Source organism: Streptomyces sp. NPDC056169 (assembly GCF_042268445.1).
In the GTDB taxonomy this organism is placed as follows: Bacteria; Actinomycetota; Actinomycetes; order Streptomycetales; family Streptomycetaceae; genus Streptomyces.
On record NZ_JBHJUO010000033.1, the window covers coordinates 20,415 to 38,158 of the forward strand.

Below are 17,744 nucleotides of genomic sequence, written 5' to 3' on the forward strand. Positions count from 1 at the left end.
ATGGCGAGGAAGGCAAACACGGGCAGCGCTGACGCTGCGAACCAGGGGCGGCTCAAGCAGATCGCCCTCACGTACAAGATGACCCGAAAGGCTGACCCTAAGGTCGGACTTGTCGTCGCAGGCGTGGGCATCGTCGTACTCGGTGTCCTCCTCGCGATCGGCTTCCTCATCGGTCATCCGGTCTATCTGGGCATCCTGGGCTTCGTCCTGGCGCTCCTGGCGGCGGCCATCGTGTTCGGGCGGCGCGCCGAGCGCGCGGCCTTCGGGCAGATGGAGGGCCAGCCGGGCGCGGCGGCGGCGGTGCTGCAGAACGTCGGGCGCGGCTGGACGACGACCCCCGCGGTCGCGATGAACCGCAGCCAGGACGTCGTGCACCGCGCGGTCGGCCGCGCGGGCATCGTGCTGGTGGCGGAGGGCAACCCGAACCGGGTGAAGACTCTGCTCGCGGCCGAGAAGAAGCGCATGAGCCGTGTCGTGGTGGACGTGCCGGTGCACGACATCATCGTCGGCGACGGCGAGGGCCAGGTGCCGCTGAAGAAGGTCCGCACGACCATGCTCAAGTTGCCCCGCGTGCTCACCGGCCCGCAGGTCACCGCGGCCAACGACCGGCTGCGTGCGATGGGCGACCTCATGAGCAACATGCCGCTGCCGAAGGGTCCGATGCCGAAGGGCATGCGGATGCCGCGCGGCGGAAAGACGCGCTGACGCGCCCGACCCCGTACGTGAGAAGGGCCCCGGACCACACGGTCCGGGGCCCTTCTCACGTACTCGGGGGTTCAGATGCGGACCTGGACGGCGCCGGAGAGGCGGTCGTGGAGGCCGCGGCCGTCGCGGTCCCAGATGAGGGCTGGGATGGCGAGGCAGACGAGCACGGAGCGGATCGCCACGCGCGGCAGGCTCAGCCGGCCGCCGTTCGCCAAGACGACCCGCAGACCGAAGAGGCGCTTGCCGGGAGTCGAGCCGATCGTGCCGACGGTCAGCACGCTCAGGACGAGCAGGAGCACCAGGGCCCAGTTGCCGGTGGCCTGGTTGTAGCCGTCGGTGATCAGGCCGTATGCGATCAACAGGCAGAGGGCCCAGTCGGCGGCGAGAGCGCCCAGCCGGCGGCCCGGGCGGGCGATCGAGCCGGGCCCCTCCTCGGGCAGTCCCAGCTGCTGACCCCGGTAACCGAAGTCCACGCCTGCTTGCTCCGCCGCGGCGCGGGGGCCGGAGAGCCACGATCCGAGTGCTTGCCTGTTGTCCACCCGACCACCGTACTGCGCCCGTTTTCGATCACTTCCGGCCGGGTCGGCCCAGGCACGTCGCAGCGCGCCGCACACCCGCTCCGGTTAACTTCGACGAAACAAATGGGTCATGCTTGAGAAATCCCGTCTGCCTATGGTCGGGTCCAGCGTGTGCCACCGCACTGGCCGCACGACCGAGCTGCAACCCCGCCCCTCCCCGGGCCGGGAGTAGGAGGAGTTGGATGTCCGAGAAGCACGGGTTCCAGAACGCCGACGAGGTCAACAAGTTCATCAAGGACAACGACGTCAAGATGGTCGACGTCCGGTTCTGCGACCTTCCGGGCGTGATGCAGCACTTCACGATCCCGGCGACGGCCTTCGACCCGGCGGAGGAGCTCGCCTTCGACGGCTCGTCGATCCGCGGCTTCCAGGCGATCCACGAGTCCGACATGTCGCTCCGCGCCGACCTGTCGACGGCCCGCGTGGACCCCTTCCGCCGCGACAAGACGCTGAACATCAACTTCTTCATCCACGACCCGATCACGGGCGAGCAGTACAGCCGTGACCCGCGGAACATCGCGAAGAAGGCCGAGGCGTACCTCGCCTCCACCGGCATCGCCGACACCGCCTACTTCGGCCCCGAGGCGGAGTTCTACGTCTTCGACTCGGTGCGCTTCGAGACCTCGGCGAACCAGGGCTTCTACCACATCGACTCCGAGGCCGGCGCCTGGAACACCGGTTCGGAGGAGAACAACCGCGGCTACAAGGTCCGCTACAAGGGCGGCTACTTCCCGGCCCCGCCGGTCGACCACTTCGCCGACCTGCGCTCCGAGATCTCCCTGGAGCTGGAGAACGTCGGCCTCCAGGTCGAGCGCCAGCACCACGAGGTCGGCACCGCCGGCCAGGCCGAGATCAACTACAAGTTCAACACGCTGCTCGCCGCGGCCGACGACCTGATGCTCTTCAAGTACATCGTGAAGAACGTCGCCTGGCGCAACGGCAAGACCGCGACCTTCATGCCGAAGCCGATCTTCGGCGACAACGGCTCGGGCATGCACGTCCACCAGTCGCTGTGGGCCAACGGCGACCCGCTGTTCTACGACGAGACGGGCTACGCCGGCCTCTCGGACACCGCCCGCTACTACATCGGCGGCATCCTCAAGCACGCCCCGTCGCTGCTCGCCTTCACCAACCCGACGGTGAACTCGTACCACCGCCTGGTCCCGGGCTTCGAGGCCCCGGTCAACATGGTGTACTCGCAGCGCAACCGCTCCGCCGCCATGCGCATCCCGATCACGGGCTCGAACCCGAAGGCCAAGCGCGTCGAGTTCCGCGCGCCGGACCCGTCCTCGAACCCGTACCTCGCCTTCTCGGCGCTGCTCCTCGCGGGCCTCGACGGCGTCAAGAACAAGATCGAGCCGGCGGAGCCGATCGACAAGGACCTGTACGAGCTCGCTCCCGAGGAGCACGCGAACGTCCAGCAGGTCCCGACCAACCTGGAGGCCGTCCTCCACGCCCTCGAGGACGACAACGAGTACCTCCAGGCCGGTGGCGTCTTCACGTCCGACCTGATCGAGACGTGGATCGACTACAAGCGCACCCACGAGATCGCCCCGATCCAGCTGCGCCCGCACCCGCACGAGTTCGAGCTCTACTTCGACCTCTAAGCCGGACGCGCCGCACGTACGAAGGCCGTCGCACCCGGAGCTCCGGGTGCGGCGGCCTTCGCCGTCTCCTCGGTCCCGCCCGGGGTCAGCGGCCGTAGCGGATCAGGGCGCGGACCATGCGGCAGGTGGTGTCGGAGGGCGGGTGGATGCCGATGTCGGCGGCCGTCGTGCGTATCGTCGCGTTCGTGGCCTTCGACGGGACGTAGACGCCGGCGTCGAGGAGGGCGATCGCGAGACGCATGGCCTTGAGGCGGCGGTTGTGCGTCACGTACCACTCGCGGGGGCGGCCCGCCGGGAGCGGCTTCCTCTGGAGGGGCTTCCAGGGTTCGAGGGACGGTGTCCGGATCACGGCGAGAGCCATGGGCTACCTCCTGGCGAACGATGGGGTGCGGGCCCTCCCCGGGACCCTCACCTTCACCCCTTATTTTAGTGGCCCCCACTGACAATCGCCCCTGGCCAGACAGGGTTTGGGGGGTGGTGGCGGGAGGCCTGGGGGGTACCGTGGGGGCATGGAGATCTGGATCAATCCCGCCTGTTCCAAGTGCCGCAGCGCCCTCACCCTGCTCGACGCCGAGGGCGCCGAGTACACCGTGCGGCGCTACCTGGAGGACGTGCCCTCGCCCGAGGAGATCCGGCAGGTGCTCGACCGGCTCGGGCTCGAACCGTGGGACATCACGCGGACGCAGGAGGCCGTCGCCAAGGAGCTCGGGCTGAAGGAGTGGCCCCGGGACGCGGCGAACCGGGACCGGTGGATCGAGGCGCTCGCCGGGCACCCCAAGCTGATCCAGCGGCCGATCATCACGGCGGAGGACGGCACGGCCGTCGTGGGCCGGTCGGAGGAGGCCGTGCGGGACGCCCTGTCCCGTTGAGCCGTCGGGGACACGGGCAGGGCCGGGAGGGAGTGCGGTGAGCGGGACGGTGAGCGGGACGGTGGACGGAGGGCCCGGCGGGCTCGGGGTCGATCTGCATCTGGAGCTCGGTGCGGGCGGCAGCCGGCGGGCCGTGCTCGCCGAGGCGCTGCGCGAGGCCGTGCGCGGCGGACGCCTTGCGCCCGGGACCCTGCTGCCGCCCTACCGGTCGCTCGCCGCCGACCTCGGGATCGCCCGGAACACCGTCGCCGACGCCTACGCCGAGCTCGTCGCCGAGGGCTGGCTGACCTCCCGCCAGGGCTCCGGGACGCGGGTGGCCGAGCGGGTCCTCGCTCCGGCCCCCGGACCGGCACGGCCCGCCGCGCCGGCAGCGCTCCCGTACGACCTCGTCCAGGGCAAGCCGGACCCCGGCGCCTTCCCGCGCGCGGCCTGGCTGGCGGCCGCCCGGCGGGCGCTGACCGCCGCGCCCCACGAGGCCTTCGGCATCGGGGACCCGCGCGGCCGGATCGAACTGCGCCGGGCCCTCGCCGCGTACCTGGCCCGGGTCCGGGGCGTACGGACCACCCCGGACCGGATCGTGATCTGCTCCGGCACCGCGCACGCCCTGCGGCTCCTCGCGCGCGTTCCCCTGGCGACGCACGCCCGCGAGAAACCCGCCCGCCAGACGGCCGCCCACAAGGCGCCGCCCCGTCCCTGGGCCGTCGAGGCCTACGGACTCCCCTACCACCAGGGGCTGCTGGGCGAGGCGGGCATCCACACGCTGCCCCTGGGCGTCGACGAGGACGGGGCGCGCGTCGCGGAGATCCCCCCGGAGGCGGGCACCGTCCTGCTCACCCCCGCCCATCAGTTCCCCACCGGCGGGCCGCTCCACCCCGAACGCCGGGCCGGCGTCCTGGAGTGGGCGCGGCGCTCCGGCGGGCTCGTCGTGGAGGACGACTACGACGGCGAGTTCCGCTACGACCGGCGGCCGGTGGGCGCCGTCCAGAGCCTCGACCCCGACCGGACCGTCCTCCTCGGCTCCGTCAGCAAGAGCCTCTCCCCCGCGCTGCGGATCGGCTGGATGTGCCTGCCGGAGGCCCTGGTGGACGGGGTCGTCGAGGCGAAGGGCGTGCGCGAACCGCACACGTCGGCGACGGAGCAGCTCACGCTCGCGGAGTTCGTCGACTCCGGCGCGTACGACCGGCACGTCCGTCGGATGCGCCAGCACCACCGCGTGCGGCGCGACCGGCTGGTCTCGGTGCTCGCGGAGCGCGTGCCGGCCGTCCGGGTGACCGGTCTCGCCGCCGGGCTGCACGCGCTCGTGGAACTGCCCCCGGGCACGGAGCGGGCGGCCGTCGCCGCCGCGGCCCGGCACGGGGTCGCCGTGGAGGGCCTCGCGGACTACCGGCACCCGGAGGCCCTGGGCCCGGCCCTCCCCGACGGCCTCGTCGTCGGCTACGCCACGCCCCCGGACCGGCTGTACCCGGCCGCCCTGGACGCGCTCTGTCAGGCCTTGTCCGCCGCGCTCTGAGCGGCGAGCCGCTCCGCCTCCGTCAGGATCTCGGTCAGCCGGAGGCCGAAGCGGGCGTCGCAGGGGTGCGGTTCGCCGGTGCGGGCCGCGGTGAGCAGGGCGTCCACGGCCGCGCCGAAGGCGTCCACCGCGCCGCCCCAGCGGGGCAGTTCGGCCCGGCCGGCGGTGCCGTGCAGGGAGAGCGTCACCTCCGCCGCCTCCGGTGGGGCGCTGAGCGTCAGGGTGGCCGTGCTGCTCGCGCCCGAGCTGTGGCGCAGGACCAGGTGGTGGGTGTCCTCCGGGCCCGGCACGGCCGTGATCGCGGTGACGTCGCCGAGGACCGGCAGGTAGACGGAGAGGACGTGCGGGCCGACGTCCCACAGCCCGCCCTTCTCCCGCCGCCAGGGCGAGGCCGCGTACGCGCTGGCGGAGCCGGGGCCGTAGAGCGAGCCCAGCCAGTGCGCCTCGCCAAGGAACCAGCCGCCCGCCGCCGCCCGCTCCTCGATCCAGCGGGCCGTCGTCTCCGCGAAGCGGAGGGTGCAGAACACGACGGAGGCGACTCCGGCCTTCTCCGTCGCCTCGGCGACCTCGCGGGCCCCCTCGACCGTCGTGGCGACCGGCTTGTCGAGCAGGACGTGGCAGCCGGCCCGCGCCGCCCGCACCGCCAACGGGGCCTGGACGTCCGGCGGGAGCGCGAAGGCCACGGCGTCGCTCGCCGCGAAGAGGGCGTCCACGTCGTCGTACGCGCGCGTGCCGGACGCGGCGGCGAGCCCGGCCGCCGCCTCCGGGCGTCTGCCCCACACGCCGCTGAACTCGATGCCCGGATGCCCGGCGAGCGCGGGCGCGTGCGTGCGGGCGGCCCAGGGGCCGGTGCCGAGGAGTCCGATACGGGGCTTCGCGCCCGGGTGCTTCGCCATGCCCCCAGTCTGCCGGGTGCCACCGACAGCGCGGGGTCCGGGCCGCCCGGGACCGTAATCCGCTGGCGGGGGTCCCCCTCCCCGGTGTTAGCGTTCGACGGCCGGCCGCGGGACTTCGGTGCGACTTCCGGAACCTGCCTATGAAGCAACGTCTTCGCTGTTCGTGCCCCCATTCCCCGGCCGGCGCCCACGAGAAGGGGAGAGCCTTGTCCGAGCTCGTCGCCGCCGAGGACGTGCTCCTCTTCGTCAACGCCGCCGTGACCGCCACCGGCCAGCGCGAGTTCCGCTCGTCCGCCGCCGCGCAGCACTTCTCGCTGCGGTTCGTCCACGAGTACGTACGGGTCAACTACCGGCCCGTGTACGCCGCCGCGCTCGCCCTCGACATCAACCACCACAACGCCGCCCTGATCGTCGAGCAGCTCCTGCGCACGCCCCACGACGCCGGCGGGCCCGAGGCGAAACGGGCCGAGGGACGGCTGATCGCCGCGCGGCTCGCGCTGCTGCCGCCGCAGCGCGTCTACCGGCTGTTCCGCACCCTGCGCGCCGCCGGGGTCAACAACCGCCGCACGCGCGCGATCGTGCGCGCGTGGCTCGCCGCGCGGCCCGATCCGACGCTGGACGCCGTGAAGTACCGGCCCGGGATGAAGGCCGCCCTGCGGCACGTCCACGGGCGGCCGGCCGACCCCGAGACGGGCGACTTCCTCTTCGCGCCGGGCCGCCGCGTCCGGTACGAGAGCGCCACCCTCGACGCGTACCGCCGCGCGCACTACGAGCAGACCGCCCTGTACGAGCTGCCGTTCACGGTCGCCGAGGGTTTCGCCGCGCGGCACAAGGTGCCCCGCGCGGTGTTCCTGGAGCGGATCGCGCCCCGCATGACCCGGCTGGAGCGGCTCCGGGCGGACCGGACGACGCGCGCGGTCACCGGGGCGGGGGCCGACCTGTCCGTCATGCCGCTCACCCGGCTCGCGCTGTACGTCCTCGCGCTGCCGTTCGGCGAGCGGGTGGCGCGGCGGGCCGAGCTGACGGGTGCGCTGCGGGCCGCCGCCCGGCGTGCGGCCGGGCCGTACGCGGGGAGCTGGGGGCGGGTCGCCGCCGTGCTCGACGACAGCTTCTCGTCGTCCGGTTCGACGGTGAAGCGGCGCCGTCCGCTGGCCGTCGCGCTGGGCTGCCACTTCCTCCTGGAGGCCCTCGCGGCGCCGGGGGCGTACACCGCGCTCTGGACCTCGGGCGGCTCCGATCCGCTGCTGGTCCGGCCGTACGGGCCGACGCCGCTCGGCCTGCGGATCCTGGACGCCCTGGAGACCGGCCCCGACCGGGTCGTGATCGTCTCGGACGGCTGGGACAACGCGCCGCCGGGGCTCGCTGGCGAGGTCCTGCGGGTGTGGCGCGCGCGGCTCGATCCCGGGCGCCGGACGAGCGTCGTGCACCTCAACCCCGTATACGACGCGGAGGGCTTCGACGTGCGCCGGCTGGCGCCGAGCGTGCCGACGGCCGGGATCCGGGACGCGGAGGACCTGGCGGCCCTGGTGGAGATCGCGCAGTTCGCGGAGGGCCGGACGGGGTTCGCCGAGCTGCGGGCGTATCTGGACCGGCGCGTGGAGCTGTTCCTGCCGGCCGGTCCGAAGGAGGCCGGGGGATGACGCGGATCGATCTGACCGGGCTCGACGTCCGGCCGGCGCAGGTGTGGGGCGGGGTGCGGATCGTGCCGCTGGTGCGGGACGAGCCGGTGCCCGGGCTGCGGCTGCGCCGGGAGGTGTACGAGGGCTCGGGCCTCGGCGCCGTGGACCTCGGCGACCGGACGACGTACACCTCGTACGTCCCGCACGGCTTCGTCGCCGACTGGACGGCGCCGGGGGCGGCGGCCGGGGCCGGAGCGGAGTCCGCCGTGTACGGGACCCTGCTCGGCGGCGAGGGCGCGCCGTCCTCGTGCGTGCCCGTGCGCCGCCTGCACCGGCTGGCGAAGCGGCGGCCCGCCGAGCGGCGGCTGCGCTTCCTGCCGCTCCACCTCGCCCTTGAGGGGTATCTCGCGCTGCACTTCGGCGGGCCGTCCGTGGTCTGGGACGACTGGTCGCGCAAGGCCCTCGGGCACGGTCTCTCGCCGCGCGCCGAGGCGGCGTACGCGGGGTGGACGGTGCCCGGGCTCGCGGAGGCCCTGCGGATCTTCGAGCTCCATCCGGGCCAGTGCGGGCTGCTCCTGTACGTGGCCGACGCCCTGGCCGCGGCCTTCGTCGTCCCGCACCCGGACGACTACCGCCTGCTGCACCCGACGCTCGTGGAGGACCTGTACGGGGAGCTGGTCCACCAGTACGCGTACTACGGCGGTCCGGTGCCGGAGTTCACGGCGCGGATCCGGGACGGCGCCGGCGGCATCCGTACGCTCGCGGACCTGCGGGCGGCGGCGCGCGCGCAGGAGCGGGCCTGGGTCGAGGCGCACGACGGGCTGATGGCGCGGGACCTCCTGGAGACCTCGTACGCCTTCGAGCGGGTGTACCGGATGGGGGGCTTCGACCTGCACCGGTTCCTGCCGCCGTTCCTGCGGGACGGGCGGGAGCAGCACATCGGCGAGCTGATCACCGACCACAAGGGGCGGGCGGCCTATCTGAAGACCTTCCGGCTCTCCGAGAAGCAGATCCGCAAGGGGCACCTGCTGCGGGTGCTCGCGGACCGCGACTGGCACCTGGAGCGGACGGCGGAGGCCCTCGGCACCTCGTACGCGGAGGTGGTGCGGCGGATCGAGGCGGCGGGGCTCGGGGCGCTGCTCGACGCGCACGTCGTCGCACGGCGCCTGCGGGAAAAAGAGGAAGGCTGAGTAACACGGGGTTCACAAACGGGCAACCGACGGGAAATCCCGTGTTGCGAAGCTGCGACCGGACACCGACACCGCAGCTTCTCGCAGCGCAGCGAGCCGCCGCGCACCCGCAGCAGCACGCACAAAGGATGACGCCCGTGACCTTCAAGGCTGAGTACATCTGGATCGACGGCACCGAGCCGACCGCGAAGCTCCGCTCCAAGACGAAGATCATCGTGGGCGGCGGCGCCTCGCTCGACGAGCTGCCGATCTGGGGCTTCGACGGTTCCAGCACGAACCAGGCCAAGGGCCACGCCTCGGACCGTGTCCTCAAGCCGGTCTTCGTCTGCCCGGACCCGATCCGCGGCGGCGACGACATCCTGGTGCTGTGCGAGGTCCTCAATACGGACATGACGCCGCACGACTCCAACACGCGTGCCGCGCTCGCCGAGGTGGCCGCGAAGTACGCCTCGCAGGAGCCGATCTTCGGCATCGAGCAGGAGTACACCTTCTTCGACGGCGAGCGTCCGCTCGGCTTCCCGGTCGGCGGCTTCCCGGCCCCGCAGGGCGGCTACTACTGCGGTGTCGGCGCCGACGAGATCTTCGGCCGCGACATCGTCGAGGCGCACCTGGAGAACTGCCTCACCGCGGGTCTGGGCATCTCCGGCATCAACGCCGAGGTCATGCCGGGCCAGTGGGAGTTCCAGGTCGGCCCGCTCTCCCCGCTCGTGGTCTCGGACCAGCTGTGGGTGGCCCGCTGGCTGCTGTACCGCACGGCCGAGGACTTCAAGGTCTCCGCGACCCTGGACCCGAAGCCGGTGAAGGGCGACTGGAACGGCGCGGGCGCGCACACGAACTTCTCCACCAAGGCGATGCGCGAGGGCTACGACGCGATCATCACCGCCGCCGAGTCCCTCGGCGTGGGCTCGAAGCCGCTCGACCACGTCAAGAACTACGGCGCCGGCATCGACGACCGCCTGACGGGCCTGCACGAGACCGCCCCGTGGGACGAGTACTCCTACGGCGTCTCGGACCGCGGCGCCTCGGTCCGCATCCCGTGGCAGGTCGAGCAGGACCAGAAGGGCTACATCGAGGACCGTCGCCCGAACGCGAACGTGGACCCGTACGTGGTGACCCGCCTGCTGGTGGACACCTGCTGCGAGGCCCTGGAGAAGGCCGGCCAGGTCTGACCCTCCGGTCCCGTCCCGGACCGCCGCACGCGCACCTCCGGAGAGGCGCCCACCGTTTCGTACGGTGGGCGCCTCTTCCGTCATGTGGGATGGACGACACGGGGTTTGGCCGGGGAATGACTCGTCGAGGGCATTCCCTTCTGGTTCAATAGGGATATGGCCACGATGAAGAACGAGACCGCGACAGGTCGCTGCGACCTTGAGCCGTTCTGGCCTTCCCGGCAGCACGACGACTTCGACCGAGTCTGTTGCCGCGCGAGGAACGCGTCGGCCCTCTAAAGCCCCCGATCGGTTCGGTCCGATCCCGGCCTTCGGCCGACGCGCACGACGAATGACGTACGACGCCTGTCCGTTCGTTTCTCCGCGCGAAAGAGCTGACCTTCCATGGCCCACATCCAGACTGCCCCCCTCGCCGCCGTCCGCCCCGGGCGGCACCGGCTGCGCGCCGTCGACCCCAACGAGGTCGTCGGTCTCCCGCCGCTCTCGCCGCTCGCCCAGCTCTCCCAGGTGGCCGACCTGCTGCCGCCGGGTGCCACCCTGCTGCCCGCGCCGCAGCACGCGCTGCCGACGCTGCCGGGGCGCCCGCCGATGGTCGGGTACCTCGTGCTCGTACCGGCCGATCAGCAGCCCCCGGCGCCCGTGGCCGCCCCCGTCCCCGCGCCGTCCTCGGCCGCGGAGGAGCAGGGGCCGGTGACCATCGACGGGGTCCGGCGGATCGCCGTCGTCGACGGGGAGGAGCTCGACCTGACATATCTGGAGTTCGAGCTCCTCGCCCATCTGGTGGCGAACCCCCACCGGGTGCACACCCGCGACCAGTTGGTCACGACGGTGTGGGGGTACGGGCACGTGGGCGACGGCCGTACGGTCGACGTGCACGTGGCCCGGCTGCGCCGGAAGCTGGGCGCCGAGCACCGCCACACGATCCAGACCGTGCGGCGGGTCGGCTACAAGTACACGCCCTGATCCCGGACTTGATCAGGCGTTCCGCGTGGACCTCGCCCTCAGCCTCGCCACGAGGGCGAGGGTGAGGTCCACCGCGAGGAACAGCAGCAGGCTGAGGCCGAGCAGCGGGACGAACCAGCCGACGAGGGCCGTGACCGCCGCGAGCGGCAGCAGCATCGTCACCGGGACCTTGCGCCAGGCCCCGCGCGCCACCGGGCGGCCCGGGCGGCGCTGCCACCACATGCGGTAGCCCCAGAGGATCAGCAGGATCAGGGCGAGCGCGAGGGCCGCGAGCGCCAGCTGGTTGAACAGGCCGAGGAACACTCCGGTGTGCGCGTCGATGCCTATGCGGGTCAGCTTGGCGAGGAGCGGGTAGTCGGCGAAGGCGAGGCGGTCGAGGACCGTGCCGTCCGCCGGGTTCACCGCCGCCGAGTCCAGCTCCAGCGGGAACTGCGTGTCGGTCTCCTTGACCACGTACCCCTTGCCCTCGGCGGGCAGGACGACCGAGATCCTCGGGCTGTCGATGCCGGCCGCGCGGGCCGCCTCGACCGCCTTGTCGACGCCGATGTCCGGGCCCTGGGCGGTGGAGCCGCCCTGCGGGTGGCCGCCGCCGTGGCCCGCGTGCTCCGAGCCGGCGCCGGCCGCGCCGTCGAGCGTCGCGGTGAGCGTGGGGGTCGCGCCGCCGAGACCGTCCTGCACGGTGCCGATGTTCTCGCCCGCGTACCGCGACCAGGTCAGGCCCGTCGCGGAGAGCAGGACGAGTCCGGTCACGGCCCACAGGCCGACCGAGCCGTGCCAGGAGAGCGTGCGGCGGCGGGACTTCGGGCCGCCCTCGGGGACGAACAGCGCACGGCGGTTCTTCCTGCGGCGGCCGAGCCAGAGCGCCAGACCGCCGAGGGCGATCACCCACAGCCAGCTCGCGGCCAGTTCGCTGTAGTTGCGGCCGAGCTCGCCGAGGTGCAGATCGGCGTGGAGTCCGTCGATCCAGGTGCGCAGCGGGAGGGCGCCGGAGCTGCCGAAGCTGGGCAGCTGGCCGCGGACGTCCCCGGTGTACGGGTCGACGAAGACGGCGAGCGAGGTGCCCTCGGGGACGTCCGGGTCGGCCATCAGGACCCGGGTGGTGGCGCCCGGTTCGGCGCCGGGCCAGACGGCGGTGACGGTGCCGTTCGGGTTGACCTTGCGGGCGGTGTTCACCTGCTGCGAGAGCGGCAGGGCGGTGTCGCCGACGGGGACCTCCAGCTCGTGCGCGTAGATCACCTTCTCGGCCTGGAAGGAGAGCGCGTAGAGCAGGCCGCTGGCGGCGGCCACGAGGAGGAACGGGGCGACGAGGACGCCCGCGTAGAAGTGGAGCCGCAGGACGAGGGGGCGCAGGGCGCTCCAGGTGCCCGCCTTGCGCGGAGCGGTGGTGTCGGGCGTCTCCGACGGTGGCGCCTCGGTGGTGTCGGGGCGTGCGGGATCGTCGATGGTCATGGCTGACCGTCCTTGGAGTCGGTGGGACAACGGGAGGAGACCCCCGGTGTCAGACGTGTGCTCCGAGGGCCGTGGCGCGGGGTACGGACGGCCGGGGCGGCCCGCGCCGGGAGACGGTGTGCGCGAGGACGACGGTGTGGGGACGGTGGGCGTGGCCGCGCGTCCTGCGGACCGGGCCGCGCGGGGCCTCGGGGACGCGGACGCGCGCGCACAGCAGGCGCAGCGGGGTGAAGGCGTACGCGAGGGCCGCCTCGGCGAGCGTGAAGAACGCGGCTTCGCCGTGGGCGAGCCAGAGGCCGCAGAGGAGTGCGGCGAGAAGGTGGACGGCGAGCATGCCGGGGTCGGAGTCCATGGCCGCGCCCGCGCTCATGGCGGCGTCATGGGCGCCTGTCGTGCCCGCCATGACATGCGGGGTCGTCATGCCCGGCATGTGCATCGCGTCGTTCGCGGTGTGCGCCGACGGGTGAGAACCGGCCATCGAGAAGAGCAGGTGCAGCGCGCCCTGGAGGACGAGCATGGCGCCCGCGATCGTCGGCACGCCCCGGCGGCGGCCGGCGGCGGCCCAGGCGGCGACGGCCGTCGCGGCGAGGGCGCCGAGCAGGCCGGACGCCGGGAGCTGATGCGCAGACATGGACGAATGCCCCACGGCGGCCAAGGTCACGCACACCACCGCGAAAAGCGCGGCTCGCAGGGCGCGCAGCGGCGACCGGGCATCCGTCATCGCCCGCCATGGTGCCATCCCGCCATCTGGCCGAACAGACCCCCTCCCCCCGGGCTCGCGCGTTCCTCCTGGGCCCGGTGCGTTCCTCCCCCGGTCCGGTGCGTTCCTCCCCCGGCGGAATCCTCCCGGAGCGGAATCCCCTGGCCCCGCCCGCCGCCGCCGGGCACTCTTCGATCATGAAATTGCTGATTCTCGGTGGTACGGAGTTCGTGGGTCGCGCGGTCGTCGAGGCGGCGCTCGGCCGGGGCTGGGAGGTGACGGTCTTCCACCGGGGCCGCCACGCGCCTCCGGCCGGAGTCCACTCCCTGCACGGCGACCGCACCGCGGGACCGGACGGTCTCGCCGCCCTCGCCACCGGCTCCTGGGACGCCGTCGTGGACACCTGGTCGGCCGCGCCCTCGGCGGTCCGGGACGCGGCCCGGCTGCTCGCGGACCGGGTCGGGCGGTACGCGTACGTGTCGAGCCGCTCCGTCTACTCCTGGCCGCCGGCCGCCGGACTCGGCGAGGACGGCCCGCTGGTGGAGGGATCGCCCGACGACGGGGACATGCCGTACGCGGAGTCCAAGAGGGGCGGCGAGCTCGCCGCGACGGCCGCCTTCGGGGCGGAGCGGACGCTGCACGTCCGCGCGGGCCTGATCATCGGCCCGTACGAGAACGTCGGCCGGCTCCCCTGGTGGCTGGGCCGGATCGCCCGCGGCGGGACGGTCCTGGCGCCCGGGCCGAGCACGCTCCCCCTCCAGTACGTCGACGCCCGCGACCTCGCCGAGTGGACGCTCGACGCGGTGGCGGCCGGGCTCTCGGGGCCGTACAACCTCGTGTCGCCGCCCGGGCACACCACCATGGGCGAGCTGCTCGACGCGTGCGTGCGGGCGACGGGCGCGGAGGTCGAGCTGCGGTGGGCGGAGCCGGAGGCGCTCCTCGCGGCCGGGATCGAGCCCTGGTCGGAGCTGCCCGTGTGGCTGCCGCCGGGCGAGATGTACGACGCGATGCACACCGCCGACGTCTCCCGGGCGGTCGCGGCCGGGCTGCGCTGCCGGCCGGTCGAGGAGACCGTCGCGGACACCTGGGCGTGGCTGGAATCGCTCGGCGGTGTCGCGCCGAGGCGCCCCGACCGGCCGGAGGTCGGACTCTCCCCCGAGCGGGAGGCGGAGTTCCTGGCGAAGCACGCCCTCGGCGTCGAAAGCCACTGACGAACTGCCCCACTTCGGACGATCCACTACGGTCGATAGGAAAGGGACGAACCGGAGGAGTCGACGCCCATGCCCGCCATCCCCGCAGCCTCCGTCGCCAATCTCCGCGACCTCGGCGGCCTGCCCCTCGGTGACGGGCGCGCCGTCCGGTCCGGTCTCGCCCTCCGCTCCGCGCAGCTCGACCGGCTCGACCCGGCCGAGCCGGTGGTGGCGGACCTCGGCATCCGTACGGTCGTCGACCTCCGGACGGAGAGCGAGCGCGGCGACCGGCCGGACCACCTGCCGGCCGGCGCGCGGCTGCTCGTCGCGGACGTCCTCGCCGACCATCTGGCCGTCAGCGGGCTGCCGCCCGCCGCGCGGCTGAAGATGCTGCTCACCGACCCCGCGCTCGCCGAGGAGCACCTCGGCGGGGGCCGGGTGCGGGCGGCCTTCGCGCGCACCTACCGGACCTTCGTGTCCGGCGACTCCGCCCGCGCCGCGTACCGCGCCCTGCTGACGGAGCTGGGAACGCCGGGGGCCGGGCCGGTGCTCTTCCACTGCTCTGCGGGCAAGGACCGGACGGGGTGGGCGGCGACGGTCGTCCTGTCGCTGCTGGGCGCGGACGAGGAGACGGTACGGACGGAGTACCTGTCGGTGAATACGGCGGTACGGCAGGCGTTCGCGCCGATGATCGAGGGGTTCACGGCCCAGGGCGGGGACCCCGAGCTGGCGCTGGACCTGATCGGCGTCCTGCCGGAGTACCTGGCGGCGGGGCTCGACGAGGTGGCGGTCCGGCACGGCTCGATGGAGAAGTACGTACGGGAGGGTCTGGGCGTTCCGGACGAGGTGACGGAGCTGATCCGCGAGCGGCTGACGGTCCACTCGGCCTGAGCCGCCGCCCGGGCCGCCGCCGGGACTTCCGGGCGGCACCGGGCGCCGGGGTGACCATCGGAAGAATCGCTCGTTCTGCTGAACGTGAGCACCCAGGATCTCGACCCCTCGCCCGTGGGCCCCGTCGACGTCGAGCAGGCCGAGGCCGCGCTCGTCGAGCGGTATCCGCGCCTCGTGCGCATCGCCTATCTCGTGCTGCCGCCGACGCTCGGCCGCAACCGCCGGGTGCTGACCGCGCACGCGCTCGTCCAGCGCTCGCTGCCGCGCCGCCGGGTGCCGGGTCCCGCGGTCCCGGGTCCCCGGCGCACCGAGGACGCGGTCGATCCCGGCTACGCGTACGTGCGGGGCGAGGTGCTGCGGCAGGCCCTGATCGCCGGGCTGCCGCTGCGGCGGCGCGCGCTGCCGCGCCGGGCCCAGTTCCCGCCGCTGCTGCCGCAGGTGTGGGGGCTGCGGGTCTTCCCGAGGGTGGGCGGCGCGGACGAACTCGCCCTGGACCAGCGCCTGTCCGCCCTCTCGGGCGCCGGCCGGGCGGCGTACGTGCTCCGCGGCCTGGAGCGCCAGGGCGACCCGGAAGTCCTGCGGGTCCTGGCCGCGGCGGGCGTCACCGACCCGGCGGCGGCCCTGGCGGAGGCGGACGCGGTCGACGCGGCGGAGGAGTACGACGACGACCTGTCGGAGTCGCCGGGTACCGCCGACGGGACCGGCCGCGTGGGCGGGACCGGAGGCCCGGGCGGGACCGGAGGCCCGGCCGGATCCGGGAGCGCGCGCCGGTCCGGCGAACCGGCCCTTCCTGGCGGGGACGGCCGCGCCGAGAGGGTCGGCGAGCAGGCCGGGCCCGGCAGGACCGGCAGCCCGGGCAGGCCGGGCGACCGCGCCCGGCTCGCGGACGCCTGGCGCCGCGAGGAGAACGGCCCCGCCGGAGGGCCCGGCGACGGGCCCGGCTACGGCGAGGACACCCGGGACGACGGAGGGCCCGGAGCCTCCGGGAGGGACGGCGGCAGTGGTGCCGCCGCCGGGTACGGCGGGCGGCGGGGGGTGCGGGTCAGCGGCGCCGCTCTGTTGGAGTCGGCCGAGTTCGATCCCTGTTCCTTGCAGGCCCGGCCGACCGATCTGCTGCGGCGGCGGCAGCATGCGCGGGCCGCGCTCGTCGCCGTCGCCGCGCTCGTCGTGTGCGGGACGCTGCTCGGCCTGCCCGGGGACGGCTGGGGCAGAAACGGTGCTGCCGCCCCCTCGTACGCCCGTAACCCCGCCGCCGAGGCCGCGCTCGACCCGGGTGCCGTCAAGCGCGTGCCGCCCGCCGCCTGGCCCGCGTCGACCCGGCAGGACTTCTCGGTGTGGCCCGCGCGCGGCGGTCTCACCGGGGACCGTGCGCTGCTGCGGCGGGCGCTCGCCGTGTGGGCGCGGCCCGGGCTCTCCGTGCAGTCCTCGGCGACGCCCGGGACGCCCGTGGGGCCGCCGATGGGGCCGCCGCAGCTGTTGTTCGCGGGGCTGGTGGACGGGGTCCGGGTGGTGCTCTTCCACGACGGGCTGCGGGCCGTGCGGTACGCGGAGCCGGTGGCGGGGACCGCGGGCGCCGCGCTGGACTTCGCGCGGACGGACGCGGCCGACGCCGTCGGTGCGGCCGCTCTCGTGGTCTCCCGGTCCTCGGGCAACGTCCGCTATCTGACAGCCCCTTGGGTGCGGGAGGCGGGCGTACGGGACCTGCTCGCGCCCACGAAGGAGCCCTGGCCGCTGGCCCGGGACGCGTACGGGGTGACCGAGCCGGTGCCGAGTCCCGCGCAGGCGCAGGGGTGCGAGCGCTGGAACTCCCTCCAGGTGCGGGATGGTTCGGGCACCCGGCTGCTCACGGACCTGGGCGAGCTGGCGCCGGCCCGGCTCCTGTGGGGGCCGCCGGACGCGCCGGCGGACGTGACGGCGAAGGAGGCGCGCGAGGCGTGGGCGCGGACGGCCTGCCAGCTGACGGCCGTACGGGCGCACGGGGTGCGGTCGGTGAACGCCTGGCGGTTCGCGACGCAGCCGCTGCCCGAGGGCGCCGGGCGCGGCACCTGGGTGTGCACGCGCGCCGAGACCTGGCGCGGCACGGGCAGCCGGGTCCTCGCCCAGTTCCTCGTGCCGTCGCCGAAGGCGCCGGCGGCGCTCGCGGCCCGCTCCGAGGGTTCGCCCGCGTGCGGGGTGCGGGATCCCCGGGTCCTCGCGGGCGTGCTGTGGCGGGCGCCGGGCGGCGGGTGGTACGTCCTGGCGGCGGGCAGCCCGGACGTCGCCTCCCTGGAGACCTCCGGCGGGGTGAAGGGCCGTGCGGCCGGTCCGGTGCTCGCCGTGAAGGCGAAGGCGGGGGCGCGGGCCGATCTGGACGGCACCCTGCGGGACGGCACGCGGGTGGCCGCGCTGCGGTGAGGCAGGGGCGTCCG

General features: G+C 74.2%; 16 protein-coding genes. 11 read left to right on the top strand and 5 right to left on the bottom strand.

The features are described 5' to 3' along the window. Positions 1–705 carry a DUF4191 domain-containing protein gene (locus ACFC0G_RS37340; protein WP_376412854.1) on the top strand — a complete coding sequence of 235 codons (705 nt, stop codon included), beginning with the start codon at positions 1–3 and terminating at the stop codon, positions 703–705. A 71-nt stretch (positions 706–776) separates the two neighbouring features. On the opposite strand, the gene ACFC0G_RS37345 is transcribed toward ACFC0G_RS37340, so the two are convergent. After that, on the bottom strand, positions 777–1,244 hold the full coding sequence (locus tag ACFC0G_RS37345; RefSeq protein ID WP_376412857.1) for an RDD family protein: 468 nt from the start codon (positions 1,242–1,244) through the stop codon (positions 777–779). Positions 1,245–1,465: 221 nt separating this feature from the next. Here ACFC0G_RS37345 and glnA point away from each other — a divergent pair, with 221 nt between their 5' ends. Further along, the gene (glnA, locus tag ACFC0G_RS37350) at positions 1,466–2,890 is read left to right on the top strand and encodes a type I glutamate--ammonia ligase (RefSeq protein ID WP_376412860.1); all 1,425 of its coding nucleotides are present in this window, start codon (positions 1,466–1,468) and stop codon (positions 2,888–2,890) included. An 85-nt stretch (positions 2,891–2,975) separates the two neighbouring features. Here the strand turns inward: glnA and ACFC0G_RS37355 are convergent, their stop codons facing one another. Continuing rightward, positions 2,976–3,251, bottom strand: coding sequence for a hypothetical protein (locus ACFC0G_RS37355; RefSeq protein WP_024758496.1), 276 nt, complete (start codon positions 3,249–3,251; stop codon positions 2,976–2,978). A gap of 148 nt (positions 3,252–3,399) precedes the next feature. On the opposite strand from ACFC0G_RS37355, the gene ACFC0G_RS37360 reads away from it, so the two are divergent. Next, on the top strand, positions 3,400–3,759 hold the full coding sequence (locus ACFC0G_RS37360) for an arsenate reductase family protein (RefSeq protein ID WP_376412864.1): 360 nt from the start codon (positions 3,400–3,402) through the stop codon (positions 3,757–3,759). A gap of 37 nt (positions 3,760–3,796) precedes the next feature. After that, positions 3,797–5,269, top strand: a complete 1,473-nt coding sequence (locus tag ACFC0G_RS37365) for a PLP-dependent aminotransferase family protein (protein ID WP_376412867.1) — start codon at positions 3,797–3,799, stop codon at positions 5,267–5,269. On the opposite strand, the gene ACFC0G_RS37370 is transcribed toward ACFC0G_RS37365, so the two are convergent. Then, the gene (locus ACFC0G_RS37370) at positions 5,245–6,165 is read right to left on the bottom strand and encodes a Gfo/Idh/MocA family protein (RefSeq protein ID WP_376412870.1); all 921 of its coding nucleotides are present in this window, start codon (positions 6,163–6,165) and stop codon (positions 5,245–5,247) included. The two genes, ACFC0G_RS37365 and ACFC0G_RS37370, sit on opposite strands and share 25 nt — an antisense overlap. A 206-nt stretch (positions 6,166–6,371) precedes the next feature. Between ACFC0G_RS37370 and ACFC0G_RS37375 the strand changes: the two genes are divergently transcribed. The 4 genes from ACFC0G_RS37375 (at position 6,372) to ACFC0G_RS37390 (ending at position 11,106) form a co-directional block, all read left to right on the top strand. Beyond that, the gene (locus ACFC0G_RS37375) at positions 6,372–7,805 is read left to right on the top strand and encodes a hypothetical protein (protein ID WP_376412873.1); all 1,434 of its coding nucleotides are present in this window, start codon (positions 6,372–6,374) and stop codon (positions 7,803–7,805) included. After that, positions 7,802–8,974 carry a hypothetical protein gene (locus tag ACFC0G_RS37380; RefSeq protein ID WP_376412876.1) on the top strand — a complete coding sequence of 391 codons (1,173 nt, stop codon included), beginning with the start codon at positions 7,802–7,804 and terminating at the stop codon, positions 8,972–8,974. The genes ACFC0G_RS37375 and ACFC0G_RS37380 overlap by 4 nt, the downstream gene beginning before the upstream one ends. A gap of 137 nt (positions 8,975–9,111) precedes the next feature. Beyond that, positions 9,112–10,143: a glutamine synthetase gene (gene glnII, locus ACFC0G_RS37385; protein WP_376412879.1), complete on the top strand. Its 1,032-nt coding sequence runs from the start codon at positions 9,112–9,114 to the stop codon at positions 10,141–10,143. Between the two features lie 384 nt (positions 10,144–10,527). After that, positions 10,528–11,106 carry a winged helix-turn-helix domain-containing protein gene (locus ACFC0G_RS37390; protein ID WP_376412882.1) on the top strand — a complete coding sequence of 193 codons (579 nt, stop codon included), beginning with the start codon at positions 10,528–10,530 and terminating at the stop codon, positions 11,104–11,106. Positions 11,107–11,118: 12 nt separating this feature from the next. Here ACFC0G_RS37390 and ACFC0G_RS37395 read toward each other — a convergent pair whose 3' ends face one another. Both ACFC0G_RS37395 and ACFC0G_RS37400 read right to left on the bottom strand, forming a co-directional pair. Further along, a complete protein-coding gene (locus ACFC0G_RS37395) occupies positions 11,119–12,555 on the bottom strand; it encodes a PepSY-associated TM helix domain-containing protein (RefSeq protein ID WP_376412885.1) in 1,437 nt (478 codons plus the stop codon). A gap of 49 nt (positions 12,556–12,604) precedes the next feature. Further along, positions 12,605–13,186 (bottom strand): hypothetical protein, encoded by a 582-nt coding sequence (locus ACFC0G_RS37400; RefSeq protein WP_376412888.1) that lies wholly within the window; start codon positions 13,184–13,186, stop codon positions 12,605–12,607. Between the two features lie 266 nt (positions 13,187–13,452). On the opposite strand from ACFC0G_RS37400, the gene ACFC0G_RS37405 reads away from it, so the two are divergent. From ACFC0G_RS37405 to ACFC0G_RS37415, 3 genes are all read left to right on the top strand, one after another. Beyond that, complete coding sequence (locus tag ACFC0G_RS37405; RefSeq protein ID WP_376412891.1) at positions 13,453–14,466, top strand: NAD-dependent epimerase/dehydratase family protein; 1,014 nt, start codon at positions 13,453–13,455, stop codon at positions 14,464–14,466. 69 nt (positions 14,467–14,535) lie between these two features. Next, complete coding sequence (locus tag ACFC0G_RS37410) at positions 14,536–15,336, top strand: tyrosine-protein phosphatase (protein WP_376412894.1); 801 nt, start codon at positions 14,536–14,538, stop codon at positions 15,334–15,336. An 84-nt stretch (positions 15,337–15,420) separates the two neighbouring features. Next, positions 15,421–17,730, top strand: coding sequence for a hypothetical protein (locus ACFC0G_RS37415; RefSeq protein ID WP_376412897.1), 2,310 nt, complete (start codon positions 15,421–15,423; stop codon positions 17,728–17,730). The last annotated feature ends 14 nt before the right edge of the window (positions 17,731–17,744 follow it).